This window comes from Spirillospora sp. NPDC048819, assembly GCF_040650055.1.
Taxonomy (GTDB): Bacteria; Actinomycetota; Actinomycetes; order Streptosporangiales; family Streptosporangiaceae; genus Spirillospora.
The window spans coordinates 1-13280 of record NZ_JBEZGN010000017.1 but is presented as its reverse complement, the minus strand read 5'-3'; the positions used below and the strand labels follow the sequence as shown (position 1 = coordinate 13280).

Genomic DNA, 13280 nt, shown 5'->3' with positions numbered 1-13280 from the left:
CTGTTCGAAGAGTCCCCGTGACGGCCCCCTGGAGGTACCGCGATGAGTCCGCACAACCCGATGAACGATCCGGTCGTCGTCTATCTGCGCGCCATGGCGGGCGCGCGGATCGCGCGGATGCGCGGCCCGCAGGAGCGCGACCGAGGCGCGTCCGCGATCGAATGGGCGATCATCACCGCGATCCTGGCGCTGCTCGCGATCACGATCGGCGCGGTCATCACGAAGAAGGTCACCGACAAGGCCAACACGATCAACACCGGCTGATCCGCCGGCCCGCCGGGACGGCCTCGCTCCGGTCCGACGCGGGCGTGTCGTCGATGGAGTGGGCGCTGCTCACCCCGCTCCTCATCCTCCTGATGCTGATCGTCGTGCAGTTCACGATGGTGTTCCACGCCCGCCACGTCGCGCTCGCGGCGGCGCAGTCCGGCGCCCGCGTCGCGCGGACCGCGCCCGTCGGCGGCGGCTGGCAGGGCGAGGCGACCGCGAAGGCCGCCGGGGACGTCCGCGAGATCGGGCCGGAGCTGCTGAGCGGCCTCGATGTTCGGGCGGGGGAGGCCGGCGACCAGCGCTGGGTCGAGGTCAGCGGCTACGCGGTGGCGGTCATCCCGTTCATGAAGTTCCACGTGTCGCAGCGGTCCCAGGGGCCGATCGAGTGCTTCCGTCCCGACGTCGGCGAAGGCGTCGCGTGCGAACCGGGGGCCGCTCAATGACAATCGCGGACCGCGGGTCGATGTCGCTGGAGATGGTACTGGTCACGCCGCTGTTCGTGGCGTTCCTGCTCTTCCTCGCCGGCGCCGGCCGGATGGTCGACGCCAAGAGCCAGGTGGACGGGGCCGCGCGGGACGCGGTCCGCGCCGCCTCCATCGCCCGCAGCGCCCCCGCCGCGCAGCGCCTCGCCGCCGAGACCGCGGCGGCCGGCCTCACCGGCACCGAATGGTGCTCCGGCGGGCCCACCGTCCGGACCGACGTGTCCGACTGGGGGCCGGGCGGCCGCGTCGGCGTGACGATCACCTGCGACGTCGACCTCGGCGACCTGTCGTTCATCGGCCTGCCCGGCAGCAAACGGCTCCAGGGCGAGGCGATCGCCCCCATCGACACCTTCACCTACCGGGGGACGGACGCGGGCGGCGCCGAAGACCCCGGAGGCGGGCAATGACGGGGCGCACGGCCGGCGGCCGGGACCGGGACCGGGACCGGGGCACGATCGCGCTGTACACGGTGCTGTTCACCCCCATCGTCTTCCTGCTGGCCGGGCTGCTCGTCGACGGCGGCCTCGCCATCCACGCGCGGCAGCGCGCGGCGGACATGGCCGAGCAGGCCGCCCGCGCCGGCGCCGACCAGATCGACACCGACGCGCTCCGGGCGACCGGCGAGCCCGTCCTCGACCCGGCCCGGGCCCGCGCCGCCGCCTGCGACCTGCTCGCCGCCTACCGCGACCAGGTCACCGCGTCCCGGTGCGACGCCGACGAGCAGGAGGTGGCCGTCACCGTGCAGATCACCGTCCGGCCGCAGCTGCTCGGGATCATCCCCGGCTTCAGCGAGTTCCGGATGACCTCCGGCGCGACCGCCCATCCCGTCACGGGAGGAATCGACCCGTGAGCCCCAGGCGAAACGGATTTACGATGTCTGCGACGTCCGTGGACCGGAGAACGGCAGGGGCGCGATGGTGACGCGGCAAGGGCAGAGGACCCCGGACCGGGGCGGCGGGCAGCTCGTCAGAAGGCGGCGCAGCGCGGGCGACGTCCTGGCCGGGATCGGCGCGGTCGCCGCGCTGTCGGCGCTCATGGCCGGTGTCCCGGCCGCGCTGCTCATCCTGTTCGGCTCGCCGCTGCCGGACCACGTGCCGTCCGCGTCCGACCTCACGCAGCGGGTCGGGCCGGGTTCGCTCATCGCCATCCTCGTCGCGCTGGTGTGGCTCGCCTGGCTCCAGCTCGCGGTGTGCGTGGTCGTCGAGGTGTACGCGGGCATCCGCGGCGTCGGCGTGCCCGCGCGGGTGCCGCTCGCCGGCGGGACGCAGTCGCTGGTGCACCGGCTCGTCGTCGCGGCGCTGCTGCTGTTCACCGCCACCACCGCGATCATGCCGGCGTTCTCGGGCGCCGGCGGGCTGTCGCAGCGGCCGCCGGTGCAGACGCAGTCGCAGGAGTTCCACCGGATCCCGGCCGCGCCGGAACGCACGGCCGTCACCGACCGGGTCGCCGCCGATCCGGCCGCGGAACCGCTGGAGAAGGCCGCCACCACCAAGATCTACCGGGTGCAGCCGCCGGAGGGACGCCACCACGAGAGCCTGTGGGAGATCGCCGAGAAGTGCCTGGGCGAGGGACGCCGCTACAAGGAGATCTTCGCCCTCAACAAGGGCCACATCCAGCCGGACGGGACGCGGCTGACCATCGCGAGCCTGATCCGTCCGGGCTGGATCCTGGAGATGCCGGCGGACGCCAAGGGCGCGAAGGTCATCCCCGCCGAGGACCTCGACGAGTACTTCCGGTACGGGCACGCCGTCCCCGACAAGCCGGAGAAGCCGCGGGAGCCCGCACCGGCGCCCGAACCGGAGCCGAAGCCGCAGCAGCCCGCCCCGCCCGCCGCCTCGCAGCCGCCGGCGTCGCAGGCGCCGCCGACCGCGCCTCAGCCGCCCGTGTCGAAGGCCCCGCCGACGGCGCCGCAGCCGTCGGTGTCGCAGGCGCCGCCGACCGCGCCGCAGCCCGAGGTCTCGCAGAAGCCGGAGACGCAGAAGCCGGAACCCGCGCAGCCGCCCGTGCACGGCGGGCCGTCCGGTGAGATGGGCGGCGACGCCGGAAGCGGCGGCGCGTCCGTGCCCGGCCAGGGCTCCGACCAGCAGGACGAGACCGGCGCGCCGTTCGGCATCGGCTGGCCGCACAGCCTGGCGGCCGCGTCGCTGCTCGCCGCCGGACTCCTCGCCGTCCTCGGCCGGCGCCGCCGCGTCCAGCTGTGGAACCGCGCGTTCGGGACCATGGTCGTCCGGCCGGAGGGGGAGGCGGCCGGGGCGGAACGGGCGCTGCGGCTCGGCGCCGACGACGAGGCCGTCCGGCTGCTCGACCTCGGGCTGCGGCACCTGTCGAAGTCGATGGCGGCGGGCGGCCGCGCCCTGCCGACCGTGTACGGGGTGCACATCGGCGCCTCATCGAGCGGGCAGGACGGGCAGGGACAGGCCGGGCAGGGCGGCCTCGACCTGTGGATCGCGCCCGCCGACCGGAACCCGCCCGCGCCGTGGCAGGCGTTCGACGACGGCCAGGTGTGGCGGCTGCACGGCGACGCGCTGGCCGGGCTGGAGGCGGCCGGCCTCGGCGACGTCCTCGCGCCCTATCCGGGCCTGGTGTCCATCGGCACCAACGACAACGGCCGCATCCTCGTCGACCTGGAGGCCGCGCACGGCCTGATCGCGCTGCGCGGCCCCGAGGACACCCGCCGGGCGGTGCTGGCCGCGGTCGCGATGGAGCTTGCCACCAACCGCTGGTCCGACCACATGCGGATCACGCTCGTCGGGTTCGGCGGGGAACTCGGCGAGGGCCTGGCGGAGATCGCGCCGGACCGGATCCGGGCCGTGCCGACGCTCGCCGACGCGCTGCCGGAGCTGGAGGGACGCAGCGAGGAGGTCCGGCAGGCGCTCGCCGCGTCCGGCGTCGACTCGGTGCTCACCGGCCGCTGCCGCGGCGTGTTCGGCGAGGCGTGGATGCCGCACTACCTGATCATGGCGGACCGGCCGTCGGAGCGGGAGGCGGACCGGCTCGTCGCGCTCGCCCGCACCGGCACCCGCATGGCCGCCGGGTACCTCGTCCCCGGCGACGTGCAGGGCGCCACCTGGACCTGGGACGTCGACGAGGCCGGCCGCCTCCAGGCCGGGGTGCTCGGCTTCGACGTCGACGCGCAGCTCGTCCCCGACGACGACTACCGCGGCGTGTTCGAGCTGTTCCGGACGGCGGGCCGGCTCGACTCCGCCGAGCTGCCGGGCCTCGCCGGCGGGCCGGAGCCGCCGACCGCACAGCAGTCGTCGGTCGACATCCGGCTGCTCGGCCCGATCGAGGTCGACGCGTCCGGGCCGATGGACGAGAGCCGCCGCGCGCTCTGCACCGAACTGCTGGTGTACCTGGCGGCGCATCCGGAGGGCGTCCACCCGACGGTGCTGTCCGGCGCGATCTGGCCGCGCGGCGCGAGCGCCGGGGTCCGCGACGCGTGCGTGGCGCGCGTGTCGGACTGGCTCGGCCGGGACGCGCGGGGCCGCCCGAACCTGTACTACGACGAGCGCGGCCGGATCAGGCTCGGCTCGGAGGTGCGGGTCGACCTCAACGTGTTCCGCTGGCTGGTGTGGCGGTCGGCGGCCGAGCCCGCGTCCGAGACCGCCTACATGGCGTACGCGCTGGACCTCGTCCGCGGCCCGCTCCTCGCCGACCGGCCGCGCGGCCAGTACGCCTGGCTGGCCGACCACGACCTGGAGTACGAGGCGTCCGCGCGGGTCATCGACGTCGCGCACCGGCTCGTCGTGCTGCGGCTGGACGAGGGCGACGCGCGCGGCGCGGTCGGCGCGGCACGCGCGGGGCTGCGGCTCGCGCCCGAGGACGAGGGCCTGTGGCGCGACCTGCTCCGCGCCACCCACGCCACCGGCGACCCGGCCCAGGTCCGGATCGTGGTGGACGAGCTGCGCGGCCGCGTCGGCCGCGACCCGCTGCTCGACCGGCTCCAGCCCGAGACCGAGGCGCTGGTGGAGGAACTGGCGCCGCAATGGCGCCACGCCACGACCTGAATTCTTCCAGTGAACACTGGCATCTTTATGGCGGGGTGCCGATAATGATCGTCATGACACGCGCTCTCGCCCGGATGGCCGCGTCCTGCGCGGCTGCCGTCCTCGCCCTGTCGCTCACCGCGGGACCGGCGTCCGCGGACGGCCCGTGGCACACGGTCGCGCTGCCGTTCTTCTGGGACCATTCGTCGCTGCTGGACGTCGCCGCGGCCGCGCCCGACCAGGTGTGGATCAGCGGGAAGCAGGGCGAGATCTGCGTCCAGGTGGCCCCCATGACCCCCTGCCTGATCTACCGCGCGGGCAACCCTGTCGTCCGCCGATGGGACGGCTCGGGCTGGCGCGAGTACCCCATTCAGGGATGGAGCGGACAGGGCTCCATTCGCCAGGTCGCCGCCGGAGCCGGGCAGACCTGGATCCTGGGGCGGCAGGAGACGGCGGGCGCCTATCTGGCCAGGTTCGACGGGTCGGCCTTCGTCCCCGAAGCCGGTCCGTCCGGGGGGAGCATCCAGGTGCTCCGTGCCGGACCGGCCGGCGTGTGGGCGGGAACCAGCGTGGCCGCCGAGACCGGGGACTCCCTGTACCGCCGCTCCGGCGGCGGCTGGACCGGCACCCCGATCCCCGAGGACCTGCGCTACGTCAACGACGTGAAGGCCTTTACCGCCACCGACGCGTGGGCGGTCGGGCAGACCGAGCCGCCCCGGCACACCTACGGCAGCCCGGAGCACCCCGCCCTCGCCCACTGGGACGGGAACTCCTGGACCAGCGTCCTCCCGCACCGCGAATCCGGCCCCAAGGCCCGGATCGTCGCGGTGGCCCCGTCCGGTCCCGGCCGGGCATGGGTCGTCACCCGCGGCGAGATCGCCCACTGGGACGGGACCGGCTGGACCGCCGCGCCCGCCCCCGAGGGCACCAGCGAACTCCAGGACGTCGCGGTGGACGGCGCGGGCGCCGTCTGGGTCACGGCCCGGATGAGCGGCCCACCGCGCCTCGGCCTGTTCCGCTACGAGAACGGCACCTGGCACGAGGTGGTCCTGGACTCGGTGACCGGCGCCACGGACATCGCGGCGTCCCCCGGCGGCGCCGCCTGGGCCCTGGCACGCGATGAGGACGGCAAGCCGTCGCTGATCACCACTGATTGACATACCGGATGCGTGGAGCCACGACACGCCGCCGGTGAACGACGGGTCAGCGGTACAGGCCGGTGCCGCCCAGTGAGTAGCGGCCCGGCTGCGGGTGGACGGACAGCCCCGCCGGGCGCCCGCCGACCCTGACCTTCCGCACGACCGCACCGGTGCGGGTGGAGACGGCGTAGACGAGGCCGGCGGGGTCGGCGAGCCACAGCGCCGTCCCGTCCGACGACACCCCGCCCGGTATCGGTGAGCCGCCGCCGGGCAGCGGCCAGCGGGCCGTGACCCGCCGGGTCCCGAAGTCGACGACGGCGAGGATGCCGCCGCCCACCACGAACAGGTGGCGCGCGTTCCGGCCGATGGACAGGCCGCGCGCGCCCGGCGCGGTGCGGACGAACCCCATCACGGCGAACCGTTCGGCGTCGACGAGCCAGACCCCGCCCTTGACGGAGTCGGCCACGTAGAACAGGGCGCCGTCCGGCGACAGCCGCAGATCACCGGGACGCGACCCCTCCGGCAGCCGGATCGTCCCCGAGACGCGGCGTCCGGCGAGGTCGACGCGGGCGAGCGCGCCGGCGGACGTGCAGGTCGTCACGAGGGACGACCCGTCCGGCGTGAAGTCGGCGTGCCCGGCGGTGCACGGCATCGGCACCGACGCCCTCCGCCGCATCGTGTCCGGGTCGCGGACGTCGACGCGGCGCGGCCGGCGGGCCAGGACCAGCGCGTTCCGCCCGTCCGGGGTGAAGTAGAGCCCGGTGCTGCCCGCGACCGTCACCGGGCGGCCCCGCCCGGCGCCGAACGGCCCGACCGGGACGAGCGTGCCGTGCGCCCGGTCGGTGGCCCACAGCCGCCGCAGATCCCAGGACGGCACGAGCCGTGCCGCCGTCGCCCCGGTGCGCAGCCGCCCGACGGTCCGGAGCGTGTCCGGGTCGATGACGTCGATGTACCGCCCGTGCGCGACGTACAGCCGCGGAGGCATGCCCCGCGCGTACGGCGCGATCATCCCCGGGCCGGTGGCGGCGTAGACGCGCCCGCCCGCCGGCGCCACCGGGACGCCGTCGCCGCCGTCGGGCGGTTCGGGCGATGCGTCGCGGGGACGCGCGCTCAGGTACGGCGCCGGCCCGCCGAGCCCGACCACCGGCGCGTCCGGGGCCCCCTCCCCGGGCCGGTAGAACGGCACGGGCGACTCGCATCCGGCCAGAACACCGCAGGTCAAGGCGAGGGCCGCGGCGAGCGGGAGCACGGCGGCGACCCGTGATCGTCCTCCTTGACGTCCCATGCACGGTCCCCCTTACACGGCGGGGACCCTACCGAGAGACGACTCCCCGTGTCCGGTCAATCGCAAAACGTGTTGATCGTCGGCGGGAACAAATGCGGGAGCGATCAAGTTCATCCCCGCGAAGGCTCCAGAACTACTTGTGGGAGACATGGGAACTCTGTGATTCGTGCGTTCGACACCGTCCGCCTGCGTTGAGCAAGGCTCCGCGGCCGGGCGGCGCGTCGCGTTTCCGCACGCACCGTCAACGCACGTTCCTCGAGTTCCCAGGAGTCCGCCCTTGCGCACCGCGCATCCATCTTCGAAGTCCCAGTTCGTCCTGTCCGAGGTCACCAAGCGCTACGACGACCACGTCGTCTTCGACAGGACCTCCGTCTCGATCCGGCCCGGCGACAAGGTCGGGGTGATCGGGGAGAACGGCTCGGGCAAGTCGACGCTGCTGCGCCTCATCGCCGGGGCCGAGGTCCCCGACAACGGCAGCGCCGCCGTCGTGGCCCCCGGCGGCGTCGGGTACCTGTCCCAGACGCTCGACCTGCCGCCGGACGCGACCGTCCAGGACGCGATCGACCTGGCGCTGGCCGACCTGCGGGACCTCCAGGCGCGGATGGCCCGCGCCGAGGCCGCGCTCGGCACCGCCACGCCCGCCGAACTCGCCGGATACGGCGAACTCGTCGAGCGGTTCGAGGCGCGCGGCGGCTACGAGGCCGACACGCGCGTCGAGATCGCTCGGCGGGCGCTCGGCGTACCGGACCTCGCCCGCGACCGGGCCCTCGGCACCCTGTCCGGAGGCGAGAAGTCGCGGCTGATGCTCGCCGCGACGCTGGCGGCGTCCCCCGAACTGCTCCTGCTGGACGAACCGACCAACGACCTCGACGACGAGGCCGCACACTGGCTGGAGGAGCATCTGCGCCGCCACCGCGGCACCGTCGTGGCCGTCACGCACGACCGCGCGTTCCTCGACCGGGTCACCTCGGCCGTCATCGAGGTCGACCACGATGCCCGCACGGTCCGCCGCTACGGCAACGGCTACACCGGTTACCTGGCCGCCAAGGCCGCCGCCCGGGAGCGGCACCGGCACGAGTACGAGGCGTGGCGCGAGGACGTGCGCCGGCACGAGACGCTCGCCGACACCAACATCGACCGGCTGTCGGCGATCCCGCGCAAGGCCCCGAGCGCGTTCAGCGGCGCGGGCGCGTTCCGGGCCAGGTCACGCTCGCACGGCGCGATGAGCCGGATCCGCGCCGCGCGACAGCGCCTCCGGGAACTCGGGGACGATCCGGTCCCGCCGCCGCCCGAGCCGCTCCGGTTCGCGGCACGCCCGTCCACCTCGGGCGCCGGGGACGCCCGGCGGGACGGGCCGGTGGCCGAACTGACCGGCGTCCACGTCCCGGGCCGCCTGCACGTGGAGTCGCTGCGGATCGACGCGGGCCGGCGGATCCTCGTCACCGGGCCGAACGGCTCCGGCAAGACGACCCTCATGCGGGTGCTGGCCGGCGAGCTGACCCCGGCGGCGGGCAGCGTCCGGCGCCCGCCGCGGGTCGGGTACCTGCGGCAGGACGGGGGCGCGGCCACCGGCGACGAGCGGTCGCTGCTGTGCGCGTTCGCTGAAGGCCGCCCAGGTGACCCCGAAGAGCACGCGGAAACACTGCTCTCCTTGGGGCTCTTCAAGGCCGAGGACCTGGTCAAGGGCGTCCGGACGCTGTCGGCCGGGCAGCGCCGCAGGCTGGAGTTGGCCCGCCTCGTCTCCGGGCAGGCGGACCTGGTCCTGCTGGACGAGCCCACCAACCACCTCTCACCGCTCCTGGTGGACGAAATGGAGGAGGCCCTTGCCGGCTACACGGGGGCCCTCGTGGTCGTGACGCACGACCGCCGGATGCGCGCGTCCTTCGAGGGCCGTCGCCTCGAACTGAGGGAGGGCACCGTCCGGGAACCGGTGGCGGCGTGACGGGCCACGGCCGAGGCGCGGACGAAGGCGCGGACGAGGGCGCGGACGAAGGTCAGTCGGACTTGCCGATGCCGATGCCGAACTCGCGGTAGACGCGCTCCCAGAAGCCGTCCCGCAGCCAGGTGCGGGCCTCCTGGTAGGGGCGCAGGGAACCGCCGAGCTCCTTCTCCGCCTCGATCAGCAGCTCCTTGTCGATGACGGGCGGCAGGATCGGGCCGGGCAGCAGGTCGCGAATGTTGTCCCGGCCCCGCTCGAAGATCCACTTCTGTGCCACATGCTCGCCGATCTCCAGCATGTGGTCGCGGTCGGGGCCGAGCTTGCCGTCGGTCGCCGCGGTGGAGTTCATCGACGCGGCCACCGTCGCGGGCGTCGCACCGCCCGGGACGGGGACGGTGCTGCGGACGGCCGCGGGCGACGGTTTCACCGCCGGGGGACGTCCCGCGAACACCTGCGACGGCGACGGGACGGGGCTCGTGCGCTGCGCGGCGGCCGCGGCGTCGCGGACGGCGGCGGCGCTGCCGGGCGCGGGCACCGGCAGCACCTTGGCCTTGGTGAAGTAGGGACGCAGGAAGTCGGAGGGCAGCACCTCGACCGTGTCGGACTCCCACACCAGCCACTCGGCCTGGTTCGAACCGTGGGTCGGCTCGACGCCCCACAGGTGCACGCGGACGCCGTAACGCTGCGCGGCCTCGACGGCGGGAAGCATGTCCTCGTCACCGGCCAGCAGGACCGCGTCGGTGATGGCGCGGTGCCGGGCGAGGGCCTCGAGGTCGGCGCGGAGCTGGGCGTCCACGCCCTTCTGCTGGCCCTGCGCGTTCAGATTGCCCAGGCGGAGCTTCACCAGCGGCAGGTTCGCGATGACGCGCTGGTCGACCGTCGGCTGCCGCTTCGGCGCCGCGTCGAACCAGTACACCCGCAGCAGCTCGCCGGCCACCTGGTCGTCGGCGTGCGCGGTCAGCGCCTTGATCAGCTTCTCGGCGGCGACCCGGTACTCGCGCCTGGACCCGCAGCTGAGCAACAGGGCACCGGAGGCCGCGTAAAGGTACCCCGCGTCGACGAAGATGGCGTATCGCGCTGGCTGTGGAACGAACTCCGAGGTGGCCATGACCTTCCACCTTATTCGTGCCGGGCCCCCGCTGGGCATGAACCGCGGTTACACATCGCTCCGGCGCCCGGGACGGGGTTCGCTCCCGGAGGTCAGCGCGGCAGGCCGCTGGCCCGCCACGCGCCGGAGCCGCGCGGCGGCAGCTCGCCCGCGAACGTGCCGCGGACGAGCCGGGAACGGTCCGCCCAGCGCGATGGCCTGGCCGCACCGCCGCCGTCCCGGGCGGCCGCGGCGGCCCGGGCGCGGGCGGTCAGCACGGCGACGAGCGCCGCGATCTCCTCCGGGCCGGGATCGCCCCGGACGATCTGGAGGAAGGGCTTGCTGTCAGCGGTCACGGAATCTCCTGACCTCCTGGGAGGGTCCGGTCAGAGCGGGATGTTCCCATGCTTCTTGGGCGGCAGCGTCTTGCGCTTCTCACGCAGCGCCCGCAGTGCACGCACGACCTGCCCGCGCGTCTCGGACGGCTTGATCACGTTGTCGATGTAGCCGCGCTCGGCCGCGACGTAGGGGTTGGCGAGCGTGTCCTCGTACTCGGTGATCAGCTCGGCGCGGCGGGCGTCGGGGTCGCCGGCCGCGGCGAGGTCGCGCCGGTACAGGATGTTGACCGCGCCCTGCGCGCCCATCACCGCGATCTGCGCCGTCGGCCACGCCAGGTTGATGTCGGCGCCGAGGTGCTTGGACCCCATGACGTCGTAGGCGCCGCCGTACGCCTTGCGCGTGATGATGGTGACGAGCGGGACGGTCGCCTCCGCGTACGCGAACAGCAGCTTCGCGCCGCGCCGGATGATCCCGTTCCACTCCTGGTCGGTGCCGGGAAGGAAGCCGGGGACGTCCACGAACGTCAGCACCGGGATGTTGAACGCGTCACAGGTCCGCACGAACCGGGCGGCCTTCTCCGACGCGTCGATGTCGAGCGTCCCCGCGAACTGCATCGGCTGGTTGGCGACGACGCCGACCGAATGGCCCTCGACCCGCCCGAACCCGACGATGATGTTCGGCGCGTACAGCTCCTGCACCTCCAGGAACTCGCCGTCGTCCACCACGTGCTCGATGACGGTGTGCATGTCGTACGGCTGGTTGGGCGAGTCGGGGACGAGGGTGTCGAGATCCTCGACGAGCTCCGCCGGGTCGACGGGGACGTCGAACGCGGGCGCGTCCGCGAGGTTGTTGGACGGCAGGTACGACAGCAGCGCCTTGACGTACTCGATCGCGTCGTCCTCGTCCGATCCCCTGTAGTGGGCGACACCGGACTTGGAGTTGTGCGAGTGCGCGCCGCCCAGTTCCTCCATGGTCACCTCCTCGCCGGTGACCGTCTTGATCACGTCCGGCCCGGTGATGAACATGTGGGACGTCTGGTCGACCATGACGATGAAGTCGGTGATCGCCGGGGAGTACACGGCGCCGCCCGCGCACGGCCCCATCACCAGCGAGATCTGCGGGATCACCCCGGACGCGTGCACGTTCCGCTTGAAGATCTCGGCGTACAGGCCGAGCGCGACCACGCCCTCCTGGATCCGCGCGCCGCCGGAGTCGTTGATGCCGATCACCGGGCAGCCGGTCTTGATCGCGTGGTCCATGACCTTGCAGATCTTCTCGCCGAAGACCTCGCCGAGGGAGCCGCCGGAGACGGTGAAGTCCTGGCTGAACACCGCGACCGGCCGGCCGTCCACCGTGCCGTGGCCGGTGACGACGCCGTCGCCGTAGGGGCGGTTCTTCTCCATCCCGAAGTTCGTGGAGCGGTGCCGCGCCATCTCGTCGAACTCGACGAACGAGCCGGGGTCCAGGAGCGCGTCGATCCGCTCCCGCGCCGTCATCTTGCCCTTGGCGTGCTGCTTCTCGACGGCGCGCGCCGATCCGGCGTGCACCGCCTCGTACCTGCGCCGCTCCAGGTCCGCGATCTTTCCCGCCGTGGTGTGGACGTCGTACTCCACCGGGGGTTCAGGGGCTTCCGTCGCCATGCGGGCCAGAGTAACCGGCCGCTGATGCCGCGGATGCGCGTGGGGGCCGCTCACCGGGATGAACGCCACGGGGCCGGGGCTCGTTAGGCTTGGGCGGGTGGCTACGAAGACGCGTGAGATCTTTCGGCAGGACCTGCCCGAACCGCTGCGCCGCGATGTGCGGCTCCTCGGCGCGATGCTCGGCGACGGCCTCGTGGAGTACGGCGGCCAGGGGCTGCTGGACGACGTCGAACGGCTCCGCCACGCGGTGATCGCCGCCCGCCGCGGCGAGACGGCCGGCTCGGACGTCGCCGCCATCGTCGACGGCTGGACGCTGGAACGTGCCGAGCAGGTGGCCCGCGCCTTCACCGTGTACTTCCACCTGACGAACCTCGCGGAGGAGCACCACCGCATCCGGACGCTGCGGGAACGCGACACCGGCGACACCGTCCCCGGCTCCGTGGCCGCCACCGTCCAGCACATCCGCGCCTCCACCGACGGCCGGCTCGACGGCCTCATCGAGGGCCTGGAGTTCCGCCCGGTCTTCACCGCCCACCCGACCGAGGCCCGCCGCCGCGCGGTCGTCACCGCCATCCAGCGGATCAGCGACCTGATGACGCGGCTGAACGACGCCCCCGGCGCGACCGAGCGCGAGGAGATCGAGCGGAGCCTCCGCGAGGAGATCGACCTGCTGTGGCGGACGGCGCTGCGCCGCGGCACCCAGCTCGACCCCCTCGACGAGGTCCGCACCGCGATGGCCGCGTTCGACGAGACGATCTTCCGCGTCGTCCCGCACATCTACCGGGCCCTGGACCGCGCCCTGCAGCCCGGCGACGACGGCACCCGGCCGCCGAAGGCCCGCCCGTACCTGCGCTTCGGCAGCTGGATCGGCGGCGACCGCGACGGGAACCCCTACGTCACCGCGCAGATCACCCGGGACGCGGTCATGATCCAGGCCGATCACATCCTGCGCGCCCTGGAGAACGCCTGCGCCCGGATCGGCCGGGAACTGACCGTCCACGAGGCCACGACACCCGCCTCCAAGGACCTTCTGGGCGCCCTCGCCGCCGCACGCACCGCCCACCCGTCCCACCTCCGCGAGATCGCCAAGCGCTCACCGGGCGAGCCGCACCGCCA

General features: G+C 73.9%; 12 protein-coding genes. 8 read left to right on the top strand and 4 right to left on the bottom strand.

Translation table 11 applies throughout. The features are described 5' to 3' along the window. Nucleotides 1–42: 42 nt before the first annotated feature. The 6 genes from AB0C35_RS22525 to AB0C35_RS22500 all read left to right on the top strand — a co-directional run bounded on the left by AB0C35_RS22525 (nt 43) and on the right by AB0C35_RS22500 (nt 5892). Nucleotides 43–264: a hypothetical protein gene (locus AB0C35_RS22525; protein WP_358458867.1), complete on the top strand. Its 222-nt coding sequence runs from the start codon at nt 43–45 to the stop codon at nt 262–264. 53 nt (nt 265–317) lie between these two features. Beyond that, nucleotides 318–710 carry a TadE/TadG family type IV pilus assembly protein gene (locus AB0C35_RS22520; RefSeq protein ID WP_358459158.1) on the top strand — a complete coding sequence of 131 codons (393 nt, stop codon included), beginning with the start codon at nt 318–320 and terminating at the stop codon, nt 708–710. Continuing rightward, nucleotides 707–1156 carry a TadE/TadG family type IV pilus assembly protein gene (locus AB0C35_RS22515; protein WP_358458865.1) on the top strand — a complete coding sequence of 150 codons (450 nt, stop codon included), beginning with the start codon at nt 707–709 and terminating at the stop codon, nt 1154–1156. The genes AB0C35_RS22520 and AB0C35_RS22515 overlap by 4 nt, the downstream gene beginning before the upstream one ends. Further along, nucleotides 1153–1599 (top strand): TadE family protein, encoded by a 447-nt coding sequence (locus AB0C35_RS22510; protein ID WP_358458863.1) that lies wholly within the window; start codon nt 1153–1155, stop codon nt 1597–1599. Before AB0C35_RS22515 ends, AB0C35_RS22510 begins: the two co-directional genes overlap by 4 nt. 64 nt (nt 1600–1663) lie before the next feature. Then, a complete protein-coding gene (locus AB0C35_RS22505; protein WP_358458861.1) occupies nt 1664–4756 on the top strand; it encodes a BTAD domain-containing putative transcriptional regulator in 3093 nt (1030 codons plus the stop codon). Between the two features lie 53 nt (nt 4757–4809). Further along, nucleotides 4810–5892, top strand: a complete 1083-nt coding sequence (locus AB0C35_RS22500) for a hypothetical protein (RefSeq protein ID WP_358458859.1) — start codon at nt 4810–4812, stop codon at nt 5890–5892. A 46-nt stretch (nt 5893–5938) separates the two neighbouring features. Here the strand turns inward: AB0C35_RS22500 and AB0C35_RS22495 are convergent, their stop codons facing one another. Further along, the gene (locus AB0C35_RS22495; protein ID WP_358458857.1) at nt 5939–7159 is read right to left on the bottom strand and encodes a hypothetical protein; all 1221 of its coding nucleotides are present in this window, start codon (nt 7157–7159) and stop codon (nt 5939–5941) included. 277 nt (nt 7160–7436) lie between these two features. Between AB0C35_RS22495 and abc-f the strand changes: the two genes are divergently transcribed. Next, complete coding sequence (gene abc-f / locus AB0C35_RS22490) at nt 7437–9101, top strand: ribosomal protection-like ABC-F family protein (protein WP_358458855.1); 1665 nt, start codon at nt 7437–7439, stop codon at nt 9099–9101. 52 nt (nt 9102–9153) lie between these two features. Here the strand turns inward: abc-f and AB0C35_RS22485 are convergent, their stop codons facing one another. From AB0C35_RS22485 to AB0C35_RS22475, 3 genes are all read right to left on the bottom strand, one after another. Further along, nucleotides 9154–10206, bottom strand: a complete 1053-nt coding sequence (locus AB0C35_RS22485) for an NYN domain-containing protein (RefSeq protein ID WP_358458853.1) — start codon at nt 10204–10206, stop codon at nt 9154–9156. 92 nt (nt 10207–10298) lie between these two features. After that, on the bottom strand, nt 10299–10541 hold the full coding sequence (locus AB0C35_RS22480; protein WP_358458851.1) for an acyl-CoA carboxylase subunit epsilon: 243 nt from the start codon (nt 10539–10541) through the stop codon (nt 10299–10301). 30 nt (nt 10542–10571) lie between these two features. Next, nucleotides 10572–12164 carry an acyl-CoA carboxylase subunit beta gene (locus tag AB0C35_RS22475; protein WP_358458849.1) on the bottom strand — a complete coding sequence of 531 codons (1593 nt, stop codon included), beginning with the start codon at nt 12162–12164 and terminating at the stop codon, nt 10572–10574. A gap of 97 nt (nt 12165–12261) precedes the next feature. Between AB0C35_RS22475 and AB0C35_RS22470 the strand changes: the two genes are divergently transcribed. After that, a partial coding sequence (locus AB0C35_RS22470; RefSeq protein ID WP_358458847.1) for a phosphoenolpyruvate carboxylase occupies nt 12262–13280 on the top strand: 1019 nt, incomplete at its 3' end.